Genomic DNA, 18422 nt, shown 5'->3' with positions numbered 1-18422 from the left:
GAGGGTCACGATCATGAAAGAGAAAACTTCCAGCCAGGCACCGCAGCTCACGCCGATCGACTACAAGGTGAAGTTCGGCGAATTCATCGGCATCGGCCCGAATGGCCATCTGTTCGTCGACGGCTGCGACGTGCAAGAGCTGGCCGAGACATTCGGCACGCCGCTCTACATCATCTCGGAGAACCAGCTCCGCTACACCTATCGTGCCTTCCGCGAAGCGTTCCGCCGGCACTATCCCGATGTCGAGATCCTGTTCGCCAACAAGTCGAACAACGGCCTCGCCATCCGCCACATCATGAACCAGGAAGGGGCGGGCGGTGACTGTTTCGGGGCGCAGGAAATGTACATGGCGCTGCTTGCCGGCACCGACGCCAGGACGCTCGTGCTCAATGGCTCGAACAAGCAGGACGAAGAGCTCGAAATGGCGATCGCCAACGGGCTTTGCGTCAATATCGACGCCATGGACGAACTCGACCGCATTGCCGCGATCGCCGACCGGCTTGGCGTCGACGTGGATGTCGGCATCCGCCTCAAGCTCGACCTCGAACCGCTGCGCGAGCGCAAGGGTGTCGCCATGCATGGGCCAGGCACGCTGAAGCAACAGAGCGACTCGACCAAATGGGGCATGACGCGCGAGCAGACCGCCGAGATCGTCAAGCGCGCCCTGGCCATGCCGAGGATCAAGCTCAAGGAGACGCATTTCCATCTCAGCCGGATGTCGAACGACGCCGCCGATTTCGCGGTGATGGCGAAGGAGATGATCACCTGGTCCGGCTATTTGCGCGACAAGACCGGCTGGACGCCGCCCTGCATCGACATTGGCGGCGGCTGGACCTTCGGAAAATGGTACGGGACCGGCCCGAACAGCCAACTCGACGACGCCAGCGCGCCGACAGCCGAGGATTATGCACGGCTCTGTGCGGCGGCGGTCAAGGAGGAAGCGGCACGGCTCGACCTGCCGCTGCCCAAACTGCGCCTCGAACCCGGCCGCGCTCTGTCGGGTCCGTCCGGCGTGGCGGTCGGCCGCGTCGGCGCGGTGAAGACCGGCGCCACCAAGAAATGGGTGAACCTCGACCTGTCGACCAACCATCTTTCCTGGTCGGCGGTGCTCGATTGGTACTATCACGCCGTCGCGGTGGCCAATGCCGAGGCCGAGGGCACGGAGGTGGTCGATCTGGTCGGGCCGCTCTGCAATTCCGACGAGGTTGGCTCGCATCGCAAGATGCCGGCGCTAAAGCGCGGCGACTATGTCGCCTTCCTCGATGCCGGCGGCTACACGGAATCGTCCGCCGCCCGCTACAATGCGCAGCTTCTGCCGGCGACGGTGCTGGTTGCCGGCGACAAGGCGGAAATCACCACGGAACGCGAGCAACTCAGGGACGTCATGGGGCGCTTTCGCGTGCCGCCGCGGCTGCTCGCCGGCTCTTTCACGCCGCGTAACTGATTTTGTTTGAGCATCGGATTCTCCCAAAACCGGTTCCGCTTTTGGGTCCGATGCTCCAGTAAGGACGCATAATGGATCTGGGTATCAGGGGGCGGCATGCCCTCGTCACGGGCGGCAGCAAGGGCCTTGGCAAGGCAGCCGCCGTCTCGCTCGCCGGCGAAGGGGTCGATTTGACCCTGGTTGCCCGCACGGCCGAGACACTCGAAGCGGCGGCCCGAGAGATTGCGGCGGCCACGGGCGTGCGTGTCACCACCGTCGCGGCCGATGTGACGACGCAGCAAGGGCGCGCGGATGTGCTGTCGGCCTGCCCCGACCCGGACATACTGGTCACCAATCCCGGCGTCAGGCAGACGCCGGACAATTTCAGGACCATGAGCCGAGCGGAACTCGACGGCTGGATGGAGGCGCATTTCTTCTCGGCGTATGAGTTGATCCGCGCCGTGGTGCCGGGCATGAGCGAGCGCAAGTTCGGCCGCGTGGTGAACATCTCGGTCAGCTTCATCAAATTCCCGCAGGTCAATTTCGGCCACTCGCATGCGGCGCGCCTGGCGCTCGCCGGCGCTATCGCCTCAATGGTGCGGGAACTGGTGCCGCACAATGTCGTCGTCAACAGCGTGCTGCCCGGCTTCTTCGATACGGATGCGTTGCAGACCAACCTCCATGGCCATGCCGCGCGCGGCAACACGACCTATGAGGCGATCGTCGCCGACCGTCTCAAGACGACGCCGGCCGGCCGCTTTGCCGACCCAAAGGAATGCGGCGACCTGATCGCCTTCCTGTGCAGCGCGCAGAACGGCTATATGACGGGCCAGAACATCGTCAACGATGGCGGCGTCTACCAGGGATTGTTCTGATCATGGCCGATGCTTCGGCAAGCCCCGAAATGCTCGACCCCACTGGGCGCGTGGTGATGCTATCGGGCGCCTCGCGAGGCATTGGCCTGGCCATCGCGAGACGGCTGCATGCGCAGGGTTACACGCTTTCGCTCGGCGTGCGGAACCCTGACGCCGCAGTGTTCGCCGCTTTCGATCCGGCGCGGACCCTGGTCCAGCGCTTCGACGCCGAGCAGGCCGAGACGGCGGCGCAATGGGTGGACGCAACCGTCGCCCGGTTCGGGCGTATCGACGCGCTTATCAACAATGCCGGCATATTGCGCCCGCTGGACCTGCGTTCAGGCGACGAGAGCGTGCTCGACGAGATGTGGGCAGTCAATGTCAAGGCTCCGTTCCGGCTGATCCGCCTTGCCTTGCCGCATCTGGAGAAAGGCGGGCACGGACGGATCATCAATGTCGCCTCGACCGACGGGAAGCGCTACCGCGATACGGTTTCGGTCGCCTACGCCATGACCAAGCACGCGGTCATGGCACTCACCCATGCCGCCAAATTCGCCGGCTGGGAAAAGGGCGTGCGCGTGACAGCCCTTTGCCCCGGCGCGGTCGATACCGATCTTGTTGCCTCCGTTCCCGGCGTGACGCCGTCGGCAAACCGTATCGCTCCCGAAACGATCGCCGAGACGGTGGCTTTCCTGCTGCGCCTGCCTAACACGGCTTCGGTGGCCGAGCTTGTTCTCAACACGCGACTGGAAAGCTGGATCTAATCAGCCTTGCTCTGCGCGCGCTTGCGCACATGAGCGCGCCAGGTCATCGCCCAATGGGCCGGGTCTTCGAGCGGCGCGCCCTTGATCTGGTGGACGGCCTGGTTGTGAGGCGCCGAGCGCACCTTGTCGGGATCGGCATAGGCCTCCTCAATAACCGCCCCCAGCACCGCGATCCAGGTGTCGAGATCCTCCTTCGACCACATCTCGCCAGCCTCCGGCGTGAAGGGCTGCGGAACGATCCACGGTTCGTGCGACAGCCAGAAAGCGTCGATGCCGTAGTCGACCATGCGGTTCTGGACATCCATGGCGCTGACGCCGGTGTCCTCGAACAGCTTGCCGAGGCTGAAACGCGTCATCTCCATGCGCCAGGCGTCGATGTTGGGATGCGAGCGCGAGACACCGCGCAGCTTCAGCAATTCATGGTCCATGTAATTGTTGGCCAGCACCGACAGGTCGGCCGCCTCGCGAATGCCCTCGGCGCCGAGTGAGCGGACCCAGGCATAGGCCTTGAGTACGACAGGGATGTTGCCGAGGAATTCGCGGACCTTGCCGATGCTGTCGTCCCGGTCATTGTCGAGATGATAGTTTTTGCCATCGAAGGTCACGACGGGCTTGGGCAGGAAAGGCGCAAGCTCGGCGCTGCAGCCATAGGCGCCGACGGCGGGGCCGCCGCCGCCCTTCGGCGCTCCGAAAGTCTTGTGCAGCATGTACATGCAGGCGTCGAAGCCGAGCTCCCTCGCCCTTAGCCGGCTCATCACGCCGTTGAAGTTGGCGTGGTCGTAGAAGCAGAGCCCGCCGGCTTCGTGGACGACGCGCACCCATTCCTTGATGTGCGGATTGTAGATGCCCATGTCGTCGGGATTGTTGATCATCAGCGCCGCGGTGCGGTCCGACACCGCCGCCTTCAGAGCTTCCAGCGAAGGATAGCCGTTCTCCTCCAGCGGCAAGGTGATGACCTTGAAGCCGGCTGTCGCGGCGGTGGCCGGATTGCAGGGGTGCGCCTGAAGCGAGGTAACGATCTCGTCGCGCTTGCCGAGCTCGCCGCGGGAAGCGAGCCAGGCGCGGGTAACGCAGACATGGGTGTAGGCGGCATCGGCGCCGCCGGCCGCCTGGAACACGAACTGGTCCATGCCGGAGAGTTCGCGCAAAGCGAGGTCGAAGCGATGGATGATCTCGAGCACGCCCTGCAGCGTTTCCTCATCCTGCAGCGGATGGATTTCGGCGAGTTCGGGGCGTGCCGCCAGCGCCTCGTTGAGGCGGGCATTGTATTTCATGGTGCAGGTACCGAACAGGCTGATGCCCATCATGCCGAGCGTCTGCTGGGAAAGGTGGAGATAGTGCCGGAGCACGTCTGGCTCCGACATTTCCGGCAAAGCGGGCGGCGTCGTGCGGCGCATGCCTTCGGGAAGCAACGTCTCGGCGCAGCCCACCGCAGCGGCGACCGCCGGCTCGGCGGCCGGAAACATGATGCCGCGCCGGCCGCGCCGGCCCATCTCCATGACCACCGGCTCGTCCCAGACGGCCGCGTGGTAGCGCCGCAGCTTGGCCATGTCGCTCATCGGCTCAGAATCTCCGCAAGGCTAGCCGCCAGGCGATCGATGTCGGAGCGGCTGTGGACTTCCGTCACTGCATAGAGCGCGGACTGGCCGAGAGTCGGGAAAGCGGCGGACAGATCATGGCCGCCGAAAATCCCGCGCTCGCGCAAGGCCCGGTTGACGTCGCGCACGGTTTTGCCCGATGCGTCGAAACGGACGACGAATTCCTTGAAGAAGCCGCCGGGAAAGACGAGGTCGATGCCGGGCACTTCAGCCAGCACTTTTGCCGCGTAATGGGCCTGCTGGACGATAAGCTCGCCGACCTCGCGAAACCCTTCCGGGCCCATCAGCGACATGTAGACGGCGTTAGAGATTGCCCAGAGATAGACGGAGTTGCCGGTCCAGTCCTTGCCGTTCTCGCGCGAACCGTAAGAGGACTGGTGCAGCAGCGACAGGCCGAAAGCGTGTTCTCCGGGCTGAACCGTCTCGGCGATCGACACCAGCAGCGACGGATATTCGCGGGCGTAGCGCTCCTCGTCGCAGCTGGCGATGAAGCCGCCGGTGCCGCCGCCGCAATTCATGTGGACGCCGAGCGGTTGCGTGGTGCCGACGACGATGTCGGCGCCAAAGCCGGCGGGCGGGGCAAGCACGCCAAGCGAGATCGGATCGACGCCGACGATGAATTCGGCGCCGGCGCGATGGGCGAGTGCGGCGATCTCGCCTGCATGCGCCTCGATGACGCCGAGATAGTTCGGGGTCTCGATATAGACGGCGGCGGTGCGCGAAGACAGCCTTGATTCGAGTTCGGCCAGATCGAGAAGGCCGGTGCCGGCATCGAAGCCGATTTCGACCACGGCGATGTGGCTCGGCATCTGCTGCGGTTCACAATAGTTGCGGATGACCGAAAGCCGTTCGGGATCGATGATGCGCGGCACGATCACCTCGTGCCTGCCGGTCAGGCGCGAGGCCATGCGGATGGCGTGGCCGGCGGCGCAGCCCCAGCTGTAGACGGGCAGGCCGACGATCTCCATGTCGAGCAGTTCGCCGAGCTGGCTGGTGAACTCGAACCAGGCCTGGTTGCGGCCATGGTCCGAAGACGGCGTGCCCCAGACAGGCGTCAGGAATTCGCTGCGTCCGGCGATCTCGTCGCAGATCGCCGGCACATGGTGCTGCCAGCAACCGCCGCCGAGAAAGCTGAGATTGGTTTCGCAATCCTCGTTCTTCCTGAGAATGGCAAGCAGATGCCGGCGAAGCTCGGCCTCTGAGCGCAGGGCCGGCGGCAAGGCGAGCTCGCGTGTCATGCGATGATCGGCCGGGATCTGCTCGAACAGCGCCTCGATCGACGGGGCGCCGATGGCGTCGAGCATCTCCTTTTTGATGGCCGGAACGGAGTTGGCCATGAAGGGGTGAGTGAAGGTCATGACGTCTCGCAAGCGGTAAAACGGACTGGCCGACTGTGCCGAACTTGACCCGCATCTGTCAATCGGTTGTACGCATTGCGCACGGAAGTTACTATATCGAACGAAACGGCTAGATCGACCAGGGCAGAAAAGGACGATCCGCCGCGTATCTGCCGACAATTTGGTAAGAAGGCTGATGGCGACATCGAATCTTGCGAACAGCCGGACGCTGGCAAATGGCGGGAGCGGCATCGAGCCGCCACGGATCGGCTTTCTGGTCAATCCGCTTGCCGGGCTTGGCGGCCGCGTCGGCCTGAAAGGATCCGATGGCGCCGACACCGTCGCGGCGGCCTTGGCGCTCGGGGCGCAACCGGCGGCATCCGACCGCGCCGCGCTTGCCCTGCGTGAGCTTGCGGGCAGCGGCATCGCGATCCTGACGGCAGGCGGCGCGATGGGCGAGACAGCCTGCCAGAGAGCCGGTATCCACCATCATGTCGCCTTCGCCCCGGCAGGACCGGAGACATCGGCTAACGATACGATTGAAGCCGCGCGGGCCTTTCTCAAAGCGGAAGCGAAACTCGTTCTCTTCGCGGGCGGCGATGGCACGGCGCGCGACATCCTGTCGGCCGTCGGTCGCGACATGACGATGGTCGGTATTCCGGCTGGCGTAAAAATGTATTCCGGCGTCTTTGCCCTGTCGCCTGTCCATGCCGGCCTGCTGGCCAGAACCCATCTCGCGCAAGGTGCCGACGCGCCAACCGACGAGCGCGAAATCCTCGACATCGACGAGGCGAGCCTGCGACAGGACAGGCCGGCCACACGCCTTTATGGCTATGGCCTGGTGCCCCGCGATCCGACAATCCAGGTCGCCAAGGCCTCGGCTATCGGGAATGATGATGTGGCAGCGCTCTGCCGCGCCGCGGCGGCAGATCTCGAACCGGGCTGCGTTCACATCGTGGGGCCCGGTTCGACCATGCAGCGTCTTCTGGCCGAGGCCGAGCTCGAAGGTTCCCTGCTCGGGGTCGATCTGGTCGCGAACGGCAAGCTGCTGGCGAAGGATGTCGGCGAGGCGGACATTCTGGCCTGCCTCGACCAATGGCCGGCGCGTATCCATGTCGGCGTCATCGGCGGCACCGGCTGCCTGTTTGGCCGCGGCAACCAGCAGATCAGCGCCAAGGTGCTGCAACGCGTCGGGCGCGAGCGCATCGCCATTCTCGCACCACCATCCAAACTTGCTCTGCTGGGGCCGGCCGGCTTCTTCGTCGATACCGGCGATGCCGAGGTCGACCGGATGCTCGGCGGCTATATCAAGGTGCGCACCGCGCCGCGGCGCGAGATGGTGATGCGCGTTCGCGGCTGAGCACTTTTGGACGACATGCGTTGGCGTCAGGAAACAGCAACGAGATGACCGTTGCCTAGATCTTGCAACACCAGTTTCGACGGCGTCTCGCCGATCTTTCGGGCCGAGCTCGGAATCTCCTGATCGAGACGGGCGAAGCGCGGCCGGCGCTTTGCCGGATCAGGCACAGGGACGGCTTCGATCAAACGCTTCGTGTAGGGGTGGCGCGGGTTCGAAAAGACCTGATCGCGGGTGCCCATCTCGACGATCTGGCCGAGGTACATGACGGCGACGCGGTCGGAAATGTTCTCGACCACCGCCATGTCGTGAGAGATGAACAGATAGGCGATGCCAAACTCGCGCTGCAATTCCTTCAACAGGTCGAGCACGCGAGCCTGCACCGACACGTCGAGCGCAGAAACGCTTTCGTCGGCGATGATGAGTTTGGGCCGAAGCGCCAGAGCGCGCGCGATGCAGATGCGCTGGCGCTGGCCGCCCGAGAATTCGTGCGGATAAAGCTCCATCTGGTCGGCCGAGAGGCCGACGCGCTCGAACAGCGTCGCCACCCTTTCCCTGCGCTCCTGCTTCGAGGCGATACCATGAATCAGCAGCGGCTCGGCGACGAGATCACCGACGCGCATGCGCGGGTCGAGCGAGGCGTAGGGATCCTGGAAGATCATCTGCACATCGCGGCGAACCGCCTTGCGCTCGTCACGGCCAAGGCCCGCCAGATTGCGCCCGCCGATCACGATATCGCCCTGGTAAGGCACAAGCCCGGCCAGCGCCTTGGCGGTGGTCGACTTGCCGCAGCCGGATTCGCCAACCAGCGCCAGCGTCTCGTGCGGCGCGATGGAAAAGCTGACGCCTTCTACGGCGTGGACACGGCGATTCACCTGGCCGAAGAAGCCGCCGCGCAGGTCGAAATGGACATGCAGATCGTTGAGCACCGCGACACTTCCGGGCCTTTCCGCTTCGGCGGATTTCCGGCGGCCGACGCCGGCGCCAATGCGCGGCACCGCAGCGAGCAGTTCACGCGTGTAGTCGGCTTGCGGGCGAGCGAAAATATCGGCGACCTTGCCTTCCTCGACCATGCGGCCATGGCGCATCACGATCACCCGATCCGCCATTTCCGCCACCACGCCCATGTCGTGGGTGATGAGGATGACGCTGGTGCCATGCTCGCGCTGCAGATCGCGCAACAGTTCCAGCACCTCGCCCTGCACGGTGACGTCGAGCGCCGTCGTCGGCTCGTCGGCGATCAGCACATCCGGTTTCAGCGCCAGCGCCATGGCGATCATCACGCGTTGGCGCATGCCGCCAGACAGTTCGTGCGGAAACTGCTTCAGCCGGCTTTCGGCTTCCGAGATACGCACGGCCGTCAGCGCCTCGATGGCGCGCCGGCGCGCCTCGGCGCTCGACAGATTGGTATGCGCCTCGATGGATTCGGTCAGTTGGCGGCCGATCGACAGCACCGGGTTGAGCGAGGTCATCGGCTCCTGGAAGATCATCGCGATGCGGTCGCCGCGAATGCGCTGCATCTGACGCTCGTTGAGCGTCGCGAGGTCGATCTCGCCAAGCTGGATCATGCCAGAGGAAATTCGTGCGGCAGGCTGCGGCAACAGTTGCATGATCGCCAGCGCCGTCATCGATTTGCCGGAGCCGGATTCGCCGGCAATGCAAAGCGTCTCGCCACGCTTGAGCGTCAGCGACAGGTCCGACACGACTTCCCGTTCGCCGTCCTCGCCACGCACGCTGACACACAGGCCAGCGATCTCCAGCACTGACCTGCCTGCGGGCGAACCAACCGGAGTTGCTGCCCCGGTCGGTCTGCTGGTGACGCCTGCACTCATTCGAAGACGCAACGCGGGAAGTAGAACGACACCACCCAGTTCGGCATGTCGACGATCTCGCTGATCCGGAGATCGCCGCAGACCGATACCAGCATGTAGGCTTCGACGGGGTCCATCGCGTAGCGATCGGCAAGCAGATCGACCATCTGGGCAACCGCTTCCCTGGCGCCGGTCATAAGGTCCGGCCCGATGCCGGTCGTCACCTCGTAACCCTTGGCGTCGAGATGGCGCGTCACCGGACCCGGCGTGGTGAAGCGCGGCGTCTTCAGCCTGATATCCTTGACCAGATCGAGCTTGAGCACGACGTCCATCGGGCTTTCGATCGCCGTTCCGCAGACCTCGCCATCGCCCTGTGCGGCGTGTGTGTCACCGACCGAGAATAGCGCACCTGCCACTTCCACCGGCAGATAGAGCACGGTGCCGGCGGCGAGATCGCGGATGTCGAGATTGCCGCCGACACGCCTTGGCGGCACCACCGAGTGGAGACCCATTTCGGCCGGCGCATTGCCGATGGTGCCGGCGAAGGGTTTCAGCGGCACGCGCGCGTTCTTTCCGAACAGCGCCGGCTCGAGCGAGGCGGCGTCGTATTTCCAGATGTTCAGCGCCGGCTCCGGAAAATCATCGGCGAGCAGGCCGAAGCCCGGAATGTTTCCCGTCCAGCCAAAGCCGGACGGTTTGAACATCTCGATCGTCACCTTCAGCGCGTCGCCAGGCTCGGCACCCTCGACGAAGATCGGTCCGGTCACCGGATTGATCCTGTCGAAGTCGAGCTTGGCGACATCGGCAACGGTGCTGTCGGCCTGAAGCTGGCCACCCGACGAATCGAGGCACTGGAACTCGATCGTCGAACCGGGCGCCACCCGCTCGGCTGGGACAAGGAAATTGTCCCAGCCGAAATGGTGGTGGCGCCCGTGGATGGTGTAGTCGCAGTTATTGCACATCGGTCACATACACATTGTCGTAGTTGATCGGGATATGGACGGGGTCGACATAGAGGTTGTCGGCACCGCCCATGCGGGCCGATTTCATGGTGAAGCGCTGCTCGTTGAACACCGGCGCCCAGGGCGCATCCGCCATGATCTTGTCGTAGATCGCGCTCCACATCTTGTCGCGTTCGCCTGACTTGGCCGGGTCGACGACCGAGTCGGCCTCGGCCGCCTTGGCGTCGAGATCCTTGTTGCAATACCATGACCAGTTCCAGCCGCCGGGGACAGCGCCGGCGCAGCCCAGGATCGGCCCGTAGAAGTTGGACGGATCGGGGAAATCGGCGATCCAGGCCATGCCGCCGGACCAGATCATTGGCGCGCCGGCCTTGTCGCCGCCGGCGGCGATGACGTTGGCCTGGGCTAGCGACTGGATGCTGGCCTTGATGCCGACCGCCGCCAGATCCTGCTGGATCGCCTGCGCGATGCGCGGGTTGGGGTCGGTGTTCATGGCGAACAGCTGCGTCTCGAAGCCGTCGGGATGGCCGGCCTCGGCGAGCAGCGCCTTGGCCTTGGCCACGTCATGGGGATAGCCCTTGAATTCCTTGTCGTAGCCGGGCATCGACGGCGGCAGCGGCTGGTTGGCGGGCACCGCGCGGTTGTTGATCAACTGGACGATGCGGTCCTTGTTGATCGCCATATTGACCGCTTGCCGCACCTTCACATTGTCGAAGGGCGCCATGGTGGTGTTCATGGTGACGTAGCCGGTGTGCAACTGGCCGCCCACGACGACGCGCGCCTTCTGCTCGGGATCGGCCATCACCTCCTGGAACTTGGCCGGCGGAATGCCGTCGCCGGGAATATCGATCTCGCCCTTCTGCAGGCGCAGCAGCGCCACGATCGGCTCCTGACCGATCTCGAAGGTGACCTTGTCGAGATGCGGCAGGCCCTTGTGCCAGTAATCCGGGTCGCGCTCGAAGACTATGCGCTGGCCAAGCGTCCATTCGGCGAGCTTGAAGGCGCCGGTGCCGACCGGATGCTTGCCGAAGTCGGCGCCGTATTTCTCGACCTCCTCCTTCGGCACGACATGCGCGAAGTTGATGGCCATGACATGCAGGAAGGTGGCGTCGGGCCGGGTCAGCTCGAACTTGACCGTGTAGGGGTCGACGACGGTGATACCCGACAGGCCTTCCGCCTTGCCGGCGGCGACATCGTCATAGCCCTTGATCGAGCCGAAGAAGCCGGCGCCTGGGCTCTGGGTCTTTGGGTTGGTCACCCGGTCGATCGTGTACTTGACGTCGTCGGCCGTCATTTCACGGCCGTTGTGAAACTTCACCCCGTGGCGCAGCTTGAAGGTGAAGGTCTTGCCGTCCGGCGCGATCTCGTAGCTTTCCGCGAGGTCGGGCTTGAGATTGGTGGTGCCTGGCTCGTAGTCCATCAGCCCGTCGAACAGGCTCTTGATCATCGACCAGTTCTGCCAGTCATAACCGATGGCGGGATCGAGCGTGGCCACGTCGTCCTTGTAGGTGACGGTGATGGCGCCGCCCTGCTTGGCGTTCGGATCGACGGCGTCTTCCGCGCGAGCGCTTGCCATGCCGAGCATCAGCGCGAGCGCCGACGCCGCCACGGTGGATGTCAGAAATTTCTTCATCTCATGTTCCCTTTCTCTGGTTTGTTATCGGTCTTTTCTTGGTTTTCATCTGAGCTTGATGCGCGGGTCGATGAACGGTGCGACGATGTCGGCCAGGAGATTACCGAGCACGATGGCGAAGGCCGACACCAGGGTGACACCCATGATGATCGGAATGTCGACGCGCTGGATGGCCTGCCAGGCGAGCTGACCGATGCCGGGCCAGCCGAACACGCTTTCGACCACCACGATGCCGCCCATGAAGATGCCAATGTCGATGCCGACCATGGCGATGACCGGCAGGATGGCGTTGGGCAGCGCGTGGCGAAAAAGGATGGCGCCGCGCGCCAGACCTTTGGCGCGCGCCGTGCGCACATAGTCCTGACGCAGCACGTCGATCATCGACGAGCGCATCATGCGGGCGTACCAACCGGCGCCGAGGATGCCCATGGTCAGCGACGGCAACACCAGATGACGCCAGCTGCCGTAGCCGCCGATCGGAAACCAGCCGAGACGCACGGCAAACACATAAAGCAGCAAGAGGCCGACGACGAATTGCGGCGCCGAGACGCCGACGAAGGAGGCGACCATCAGCGTCTGGTCGGTGGTGGTGCCGCGTTTGACGGCGGCGATGAGGCCCATGGTCAGGCCGATCAGAAGCTCGCAGAGGATGGCGCCGACCATCAACAGCAGGCTCGCTGGCAGGCGCGAGACGATGAGCTCGGTGACCTCGGAACGCTGGATGTAGGAGCGCCCGAGATCGCCGCTGAGCAGGCTCATCAGATAATGCCAGTACTGGACGACGAAGGGTTGGTCGAGGCCGAGTTGCCGGCGGATGTTTTCGACTGTCTGCGGTGTGGCGCTGCGGCCGGCGATCTGGCGCACCGGGTCGGCCGGCAAGAGGTAGAGCAGCGCAAAGGTGATCAGCGAGACGCCGAGCAGGATGAGCAGCGATTGAATGACGCGACGACCGAGATAGGGGATCATGCCCGGCCCCTTTGCGTCGGATCGAGGATGTCGCGCAGTGCATCGCCGATGAGGTTGAACGCCAGTGCCAGCGCCAGGATTGCGGCGCCCGGAAAGAAAACCAGCCAGGGCGCTGCCTGAAAATAGGTCTGGTTCTCGAAGATGATGTTGCCCCACGACGCCGTCGGCGGCTGCACGCCGATGCCGAGATAGCTGAGCGTTGCTTCGAGCAGCACCGTCGTGGAGATGCCGAGCGTGCCCCAGACGATGATCGTGGGCAACAGATGCGGCAGGATATGGCGAAACAGGATGCGTGGCGCACCGGCGCCGATGGTGCGCTCGGCATCGATGAACTCGCGTTCCGACAGCGAGCTTGTCTCGGTGTAGATGACGCGGGCGGTCTGCACCCAGTTCACCAATGCGATCGCCATGGCGACGATCCACAGGCTCGGCTGGAGCACCGCCGCCAGACAGATGGCGAGCAGCAGCGCCGGAAAGGCCATCATCAGATCGGTGAAGCGCATCAGCGCGCTGCCGATCCAGCCGCGGTAATAGCCGGCGGCGACGCCAACCAGCGTGCCGATCAAAAGCGCCACGCCATTGGCGACAATGCCGATGATCAGTGAGGTGCGCGCGCCGTAGAGGATGCGGGTCAGCAGGTCGCGGCCGAGCAGATCCGTGCCCAGCCAGAATTTGGCATCAGGCGGCAATGGCGCGCCTTCAAGTGTCAGCCCGTCGAACATCTGCTCGTTTGGATCATAGCCCGTCAGCCATGGCGCCAGGAGGGCGCCAGCCACGACGATGGCGATGATGACCAGGCCGAGCAGCGCCAGAGGCCGTTTGACCAGACGCCGCCAGACGCCGGCGCGTGGCTTGATCGGCATGCGCCCTGTTGCCGGAAGATCAGGCGCGATGGGATTGGTCATCGCCGCCTTCTTCTTCCGTCATCGCCACGATCCGGCGCGCAGCCTCCTCGACACTGATCTGCCAGCTCATCGCCAGCGACCGCAGCTGCGCGTAGGCGCGGCCGTCCCCGGCGCCTTTCGACAAGGCCTCGACCGCGCGCACGATGGTCTGACGCTCCGCGACGCGCAGGCGAAGTGACGATATTTCGCTTGCCTGCAGCTTGCGCGCCTCGAAACTCTGCCGCGCGATCAGAAGCGCGCTGTAGACACCTGCATTGCCGACCGGCTTCAGCAGCTGGGCGTCTGCCTGGTGCGACAGCGCCCATTCGATACGGCCCGGCGCCTCGGAGCCGATCAGCGCCACCATCGGCATCGGCGCCTCGCCTGGCTTCCATGGAAATTGTTCATCGAAGCCGAGATCGGCATCGAAGAAGACGAAATCCGCGACCAGGACCTCGGCCGGCAGTTCCGGCCAGCAGCCGACCGTCTCAAGCCCGATGGCCGACAATTGCCGCGTGATCGCCTGCACCGTCGGATGCGGACGATGCAGCACAAAGGCCCTGGCGCCGCCGAGATTCGGGATGCGTGGGACCTTGCTCACGACACCACTCTCAGGCGCGGGCGGCCGAATGTCTCGGTCCGGTCATAGCGGGACAGATAGGGATCGGGCGCGACGCCCTTGGTCACCGTGACGGTCTTGAACGCGGTGCCCTCGATGCGGCCGATCTGCACCGGCAAGGTCGCATGCTGGGTCTGCGGGTTGATGGAGATATCGCCCAGCGGCGTTCGGAACGAGGTTCCGGCAAAGGCCTGGGGCAGATCCGTCCATTGCGCATCGGGATTGCGGACGAGAATTTCGGCAAGCGTCCGCACCGAGGCATAGGCCGCCGCCTCGAAGGACGAGGCTGGCATGACGGAGGGCGCCGAGCCCCCATGGCGATCCGTTGCCAAGGCATCGTGAAAGTAAGGTCCGACGGAAAGGTGACCATTGCCCGCCCCGTTGAGCGCCGGCAACTCGCATTCGGTGAGATTGCAGGACAGGATCGGGCAACGCTCCGGCCTGAAATGCGGGTCGCGTTCGGCGAGTTCGGCATAGGCCGCGATGAAGGCGTAGGACGAAGAGCCGATCAGATTGTTCAGGACGAAATCCGGCCGGGTCGCCTGGATCTCGGCGATCAGCCTGGAAACATCGATCTCGCCGAGCGGCAGATAGCGCTCGCCCAAAACCTTGCCGCCGGCGTCGGCGATCAGGTCGCGGGCGACACGGTTGGTCTCCCAGCCCCAGATGTAGTTCGAACCGAGCAGGAAGCCGTCGGCACCGAAGCGCGGCACGACATAGGCCAGCAGCGGGACGAGATGCTGGTTTGGGCAGGCGTGCATATAGACGACATGCTCGTTCGCTTCGAAGCCCTCATAGGGACAGGCATACCAGAGCGTGCCGCCGGCGCGCTCCAGGATCGGAATGACCTCCTTGCGGCTCCACGAGGTGATGCAGCCGATGATGTGGCGCGCGCCGCTGTTGGCGAGAATGTCGGCACAGCCTGTCGCGTAGCCATCGATATTGCCTTGCGGGTCGCGCTCGACCGGAACGAATTCGATCGGGCTGGCGGGATCGGCGTTGACATCGGCGATGGCCGTCATCGCACCCGAACGGCAGGATTCGGACAGCAGGCGGTAGTTGCCCGACCGCGAGTAAAGGATGCCGATCTCGATACGCCGTCTCAAGCAAATCCCCAAAAATAACAATGCCCCGCAGCCGCCGCCGCGGAAGGCGAGGCATACGAGGCATTTTTGCCGTCCGGCGATCAGGGCCGGTATTTTCCTCGTTAGAGCGAGGTGCGTCCACTTGGACGCACAAAGTACGCTCTAACACCTTGAATCTACGCATCGCGCTTTCCGAAAATCGAGTTCGATTTTCGGGCCGATGCGATAACGTATTCGGTACGGCGGGTCAGTCAAGCGGGAAAATGGCGGCGTTGTGCAATGCACGCGGCAAGGCGTCTGTGCTCGCATTGGCAGAATCTTTGAGAGAATATTCCCGGCTTTGCATTTGGCGCGAAACACGGTTCTTTGATCTAATCATCAGCATTTCCGATGATGCTGACAAGGCTTCGCATTCCGCCTAGCCGAAATGATTTAAAAAACGACGGGATTGATCATGTCAAAGGGCAACAACACTTTTATTCCATCCCTTTCTGCAACTATAAACCGACGCTCAGGTCTTGCATTACTTGTCGCTTCGGCTGTCGCAATTGTGGGTCTGGCACCCAATCCGTCATTCGCCGAGGAAAAGAAGGCGATCAAGGTCGGCATCATCAGCGGCGAGGACGAGGACGTCTGGCGCGTCGTCACCGCGCAGGCGGCCGAGAAAGGGCTGACGATCGAGACCGTGGTATTCAACGACTACACCCAGCCGAACGAAGCGCTCGAGCGCGGCGAAATCGACGCCAACGCCTTCCAGCACCAGCCCTATCTCAACAATCAGATCAAGACGCAGGGCTATCATATCGTGCGCGTCGGCTATACCGGCGTCTGGCCGATCGGCCTCTATTCCAAGAGATACGCCAAGGTGGCCGAGCTGCCCGAGGGCGCGGTGATCGGCGTGCCGAACGATCCGTCCAATGAAGGCCGAGCGCTGCGCGTGCTGCAGAACGAGGGCCTGATCAAGCTGAAGGACGGCACCGGCATTCTCGCCACCACCGCCGATATTTCCGAGAATGCCAAGAAGGTGGTGATCAAAGAGCTCGACGCCGGCATTGTCGGGCGCTCGGTGGAAGACCTCGACGCGGCCGTGGTCAACACGGATTGGGCGCTGAAAAGCGGCCTCACCCCCGAAAACCGCATCGCCCAGGAGCCGATTGCCGACAATCCATACCGCAACTTCATCGCGGTGAAGGCCGGCAACGAAAACGAACCCTGGGTAAAGACGCTGGTTGCCTCCTATCAGAACGAGGCGGTGAAGGCCGAGTTCGACAAGGTCTACAAGGGCACCGGCCTCAGCGCCTACTGATGAGCTCCTGATCCTCAGGTGTCAGAAGAGCGGTCCGCGTGCGAGCGCGGACCGCGATCGCATTTGCGGGATTGTCGAAACAGGAACTGACATGAACCAACATCTGTCCGCGACCGCCGACGCCGCGGTTCCAATCGGCACTTCCGATGTGCCTAGCGACGTCGTGCGTCTCGTCGAGCTGAAGCGCCGCTTCGGGGTAACGCCAGCGCTCGATGGCGTCTCGCTCACGGTGCGCAAGGGCGAGATCCTCGGCATCATCGGCCGCAGCGGTGCCGGCAAGTCGACGCTGATCCGCTGCCTGAACGGGCTGGAACGGCCGGATTCCGGCCAGGTCTTCATCGAAGGCCGCGAGATCAGCCGGCTCGGCGAGCGCGAATTGCAGCCGCTCAGGCGGCGCATCGGCATGATCTTCCAGCACTTCAACCTGCTGTCGGCCAAGACGGTCGAGGAAAATGTGGCGCTGCCGCTCAAGATCGAAGGCCGTCCGAGGGCCGAGCGCCTGGAGCGCGCGGCCGAGCTGCTCGCGCTCGTCGGCCTTTTGGAGAAAGCAAAAGCCTATCCGGCATCGTTGTCGGGTGGTCAGAAGCAGCGCGTCGGCATCGCCCGGGCGCTTGCGGCGCGTCCGGCGCTATTGCTCTCCGACGAAGCGACCTCAGCGCTGGACCCGGAGACGACGCGCTCGATCCTGGCGCTTTTGAAAGACATCAACCGGCAGCTCGGCCTCACCATCCTGCTGATCACCCACGAAATGGAGGTGATCCGCTCGATCGCCGCCCGTGTCGCGGTCATCGATGCCGGCCGCATCGTCGAGCAAGGCCCGGTCTGGTCGGTGTTTGCCGATCCGAAGTCGGCGATCACCCAGAGCCTGCTCGGTGGCATCCGGCCGCAATTGCCGGCCGAGATCCAAAGCCGGCTAACACGGACGGAAAGCGGCGAGGCGATCCTGAGGATCGACGTGGCGGGCGAGGCCGCGCGGCAGCCGCTTCTATCCGACCTTGCCGCTGCCGTGCCCGGCTCGTTCCGCCTCATCCATGGCGGCATCGACCATGTCCAGCAGCAGCCTGTCGGCACGCTGTTCCTGGCAGTGCCGGGCAATGACGCAAATCATCTAACGCGCGTGATCGCGTTCCTGAAAGCCCGCGATGCACGGGTGGAGGTGCTTGGCCATGTCGCCAATCCTGTTTGAGCTTCTCATCCGTTCGATCTGGGAAACGATCCTGATGACGGCCGCGTCAGGCCTCATCTCGCTGGTCTTCGGCCTGCCGCTCGGCCTGGCGCTGATCGCCACCGACCGCGGCGGCATCGCCGAGAGCCTGTGGGTGAACCGCGCGCTCGGCGCGGTGATCAACGGCTTCCGCTCGGTGCCGTTCATCATCCTGCTGGTGGCGCTGATCCCGGTGACGCGGCTGATCGTCGGCACCTCGATCGGCACCTGGGCGGCCATCGTGCCGCTGTCGATCGCGGCCACGCCCTACTATGCCCGCATCGCCGAAGTGTCGCTGCGCGAGGTTGACCACGGCCTGATCGAGGCGGCGCGCGCCATGGGCGGCAACCGCTGGACGATCATCCGAGAGGTGCTGGTGCCGGAGGCCCTGCCCGGTATCGTCGCCGGCTTCACGGTGACGCTGGTGACGCTGATCGGCGCCTCGGCCATGGCCGGCGCCATCGGCGCCGGCGGACTGGGCGACCTCGCCATCCGCTATGGCTACCAGCGCTTTGAGACCTCAGTCATGGTCGCCGTGGTCATCGTGCTGATCATCCTGGTTTGCGGTATCCAGTGGGCCGGCGACCAGCTGGTGGCCAGGCTGGATCACAGGGTGTGA

The 18422-nt window shown here is 64.2% G+C and carries 16 protein-coding genes; 7 read left to right on the top strand and 9 right to left on the bottom strand.

From position 1 onward, the window contains the following. Positions 1 to 13: 13 nt before the first annotated feature. From OHD62_RS01505 to OHD62_RS01495, 3 genes are all read left to right on the top strand, one after another. Positions 14 to 1444 (top strand): diaminopimelate decarboxylase family protein, encoded by a 1431-nt coding sequence (locus OHD62_RS01505; RefSeq protein ID WP_263780461.1) that lies wholly within the window; start codon positions 14 to 16, stop codon positions 1442 to 1444. 71 nt (positions 1445 to 1515) lie between these two features. Continuing rightward, a complete protein-coding gene (locus tag OHD62_RS01500; RefSeq protein WP_263780460.1) occupies positions 1516 to 2298 on the top strand; it encodes an SDR family oxidoreductase in 783 nt (260 codons plus the stop codon). 2 nt (positions 2299 to 2300) lie between these two features. Next, on the top strand, positions 2301 to 3041 hold the full coding sequence (locus tag OHD62_RS01495; RefSeq protein WP_263780459.1) for an SDR family NAD(P)-dependent oxidoreductase: 741 nt from the start codon (positions 2301 to 2303) through the stop codon (positions 3039 to 3041). Here OHD62_RS01495 and gcvPB read toward each other — a convergent pair. Further along, positions 3038 to 4600, bottom strand: a complete 1563-nt coding sequence (gene gcvPB, locus OHD62_RS01490) for an aminomethyl-transferring glycine dehydrogenase subunit GcvPB (protein ID WP_263780458.1) — start codon at positions 4598 to 4600, stop codon at positions 3038 to 3040. The two genes, OHD62_RS01495 and gcvPB, sit on opposite strands and share 4 nt — an antisense overlap. Beyond that, positions 4597 to 5997 (bottom strand): aminomethyl-transferring glycine dehydrogenase subunit GcvPA, encoded by a 1401-nt coding sequence (gcvPA, locus tag OHD62_RS01485; protein ID WP_263780457.1) that lies wholly within the window; start codon positions 5995 to 5997, stop codon positions 4597 to 4599. The genes gcvPB and gcvPA overlap by 4 nt, the downstream gene beginning before the upstream one ends. A gap of 175 nt (positions 5998 to 6172) precedes the next feature. Here gcvPA and OHD62_RS01480 point away from each other — a divergent pair, with 175 nt between their 5' ends. Next, positions 6173 to 7336, top strand: a complete 1164-nt coding sequence (locus OHD62_RS01480) for an ATP-NAD kinase family protein (RefSeq protein WP_263780455.1) — start codon at positions 6173 to 6175, stop codon at positions 7334 to 7336. Positions 7337 to 7362: 26 nt separating this feature from the next. On the opposite strand, the gene OHD62_RS01475 is transcribed toward OHD62_RS01480, so the two are convergent. The 7 genes from OHD62_RS01475 to OHD62_RS01445 are packed head-to-tail and all read right to left on the bottom strand — an operon-like array spanning position 7363 to position 15314. Next, entirely contained in the window at positions 7363 to 9165 is a 1803-nt protein-coding gene (locus OHD62_RS01475) for an ABC transporter ATP-binding protein (protein WP_263780454.1), read from the bottom strand. Further along, the gene (locus OHD62_RS01470; protein WP_263780453.1) at positions 9162 to 10106 is read right to left on the bottom strand and encodes an acetamidase/formamidase family protein; all 945 of its coding nucleotides are present in this window, start codon (positions 10104 to 10106) and stop codon (positions 9162 to 9164) included. Before OHD62_RS01470 ends, OHD62_RS01475 begins: the two co-directional genes overlap by 4 nt. Next, positions 10096 to 11739: an ABC transporter substrate-binding protein gene (locus OHD62_RS01465; RefSeq protein WP_263780452.1), complete on the bottom strand. Its 1644-nt coding sequence runs from the start codon at positions 11737 to 11739 to the stop codon at positions 10096 to 10098. Before OHD62_RS01465 ends, OHD62_RS01470 begins: the two co-directional genes overlap by 11 nt. A 45-nt stretch (positions 11740 to 11784) precedes the next feature. Next, positions 11785 to 12705: an ABC transporter permease gene (locus OHD62_RS01460; RefSeq protein ID WP_263780451.1), complete on the bottom strand. Its 921-nt coding sequence runs from the start codon at positions 12703 to 12705 to the stop codon at positions 11785 to 11787. Continuing rightward, positions 12702 to 13610, bottom strand: coding sequence for an ABC transporter permease (locus tag OHD62_RS01455; protein WP_412177331.1), 909 nt, complete (start codon positions 13608 to 13610; stop codon positions 12702 to 12704). The genes OHD62_RS01460 and OHD62_RS01455 overlap by 4 nt, the downstream gene beginning before the upstream one ends. Then, positions 13588 to 14190, bottom strand: a complete 603-nt coding sequence (locus tag OHD62_RS01450) for an ANTAR domain-containing response regulator (protein ID WP_263780450.1) — start codon at positions 14188 to 14190, stop codon at positions 13588 to 13590. Before OHD62_RS01450 ends, OHD62_RS01455 begins: the two co-directional genes overlap by 23 nt. Beyond that, positions 14187 to 15314, bottom strand: a complete 1128-nt coding sequence (locus OHD62_RS01445; protein WP_263780449.1) for a transporter substrate-binding protein — start codon at positions 15312 to 15314, stop codon at positions 14187 to 14189. The genes OHD62_RS01450 and OHD62_RS01445 overlap by 4 nt, the downstream gene beginning before the upstream one ends. A gap of 433 nt (positions 15315 to 15747) precedes the next feature. On the opposite strand from OHD62_RS01445, the gene OHD62_RS01440 reads away from it, so the two are divergent. From OHD62_RS01440 to OHD62_RS01430, 3 genes are all read left to right on the top strand, one after another. Further along, positions 15748 to 16599 carry a MetQ/NlpA family lipoprotein gene (locus OHD62_RS01440; protein WP_263780448.1) on the top strand — a complete coding sequence of 284 codons (852 nt, stop codon included), beginning with the start codon at positions 15748 to 15750 and terminating at the stop codon, positions 16597 to 16599. A 91-nt stretch (positions 16600 to 16690) separates the two neighbouring features. After that, the gene (locus tag OHD62_RS01435) at positions 16691 to 17785 is read left to right on the top strand and encodes a methionine ABC transporter ATP-binding protein (RefSeq protein ID WP_263780447.1); all 1095 of its coding nucleotides are present in this window, start codon (positions 16691 to 16693) and stop codon (positions 17783 to 17785) included. Then, positions 17766 to 18422, top strand: a complete 657-nt coding sequence (locus OHD62_RS01430; RefSeq protein ID WP_263780445.1) for a methionine ABC transporter permease — start codon at positions 17766 to 17768, stop codon at positions 18420 to 18422. Before OHD62_RS01435 ends, OHD62_RS01430 begins: the two co-directional genes overlap by 20 nt.

The sequence above is a fragment of the Mesorhizobium sp. YC-39 genome (genome assembly GCF_025753795.1).
Classification (GTDB): domain Bacteria; phylum Pseudomonadota; class Alphaproteobacteria; order Rhizobiales; family Rhizobiaceae; genus Mesorhizobium.
The sequence above is the reverse complement of the archived record's forward strand: the minus strand, read 5'-3'. Positions and strand labels throughout refer to the sequence as shown.

Coding starts and splice junctions, on each gene's coding strand:
- OHD62_RS01465 (WP_263780452.1), bottom strand. CDS start 11,739: ATGAAGAAATTTCTGACATCCACCGTGGCGGCGTCGGCGCTCGCGCTG.
- OHD62_RS01440 (WP_263780448.1), top strand. CDS start 15,748: ATGTCAAAGGGCAACAACACTTTTATTCCATCCCTTTCTGCAACTATA.
- OHD62_RS01470 (WP_263780453.1), bottom strand. CDS start 10,106: ATGTGCAATAACTGCGACTACACCATCCACGGGCGCCACCACCATTTC.
- OHD62_RS01480 (WP_263780455.1), top strand. CDS start 6,173: ATGGCGACATCGAATCTTGCGAACAGCCGGACGCTGGCAAATGGCGGG.
- OHD62_RS01475 (WP_263780454.1), bottom strand. CDS start 9,165: ATGAGTGCAGGCGTCACCAGCAGACCGACCGGGGCAGCAACTCCGGTT.
- OHD62_RS01435 (WP_263780447.1), top strand. CDS start 16,691: ATGAACCAACATCTGTCCGCGACCGCCGACGCCGCGGTTCCAATCGGC.
- gcvPA (WP_263780457.1), bottom strand. CDS start 5,997: ATGACCTTCACTCACCCCTTCATGGCCAACTCCGTTCCGGCCATCAAA.
- OHD62_RS01495 (WP_263780459.1), top strand. CDS start 2,301: ATGGCCGATGCTTCGGCAAGCCCCGAAATGCTCGACCCCACTGGGCGC.
- OHD62_RS01430 (WP_263780445.1), top strand. CDS start 17,766: ATGTCGCCAATCCTGTTTGAGCTTCTCATCCGTTCGATCTGGGAAACG.
- OHD62_RS01455 (WP_412177331.1), bottom strand. CDS start 13,610: ATGACCAATCCCATCGCGCCTGATCTTCCGGCAACAGGGCGCATGCCG.
- OHD62_RS01505 (WP_263780461.1), top strand. CDS start 14: ATGAAAGAGAAAACTTCCAGCCAGGCACCGCAGCTCACGCCGATCGAC.
- OHD62_RS01500 (WP_263780460.1), top strand. CDS start 1,516: ATGGATCTGGGTATCAGGGGGCGGCATGCCCTCGTCACGGGCGGCAGC.
- gcvPB (WP_263780458.1), bottom strand. CDS start 4,600: ATGAGCGACATGGCCAAGCTGCGGCGCTACCACGCGGCCGTCTGGGAC.
- OHD62_RS01460 (WP_263780451.1), bottom strand. CDS start 12,705: ATGATCCCCTATCTCGGTCGTCGCGTCATTCAATCGCTGCTCATCCTG.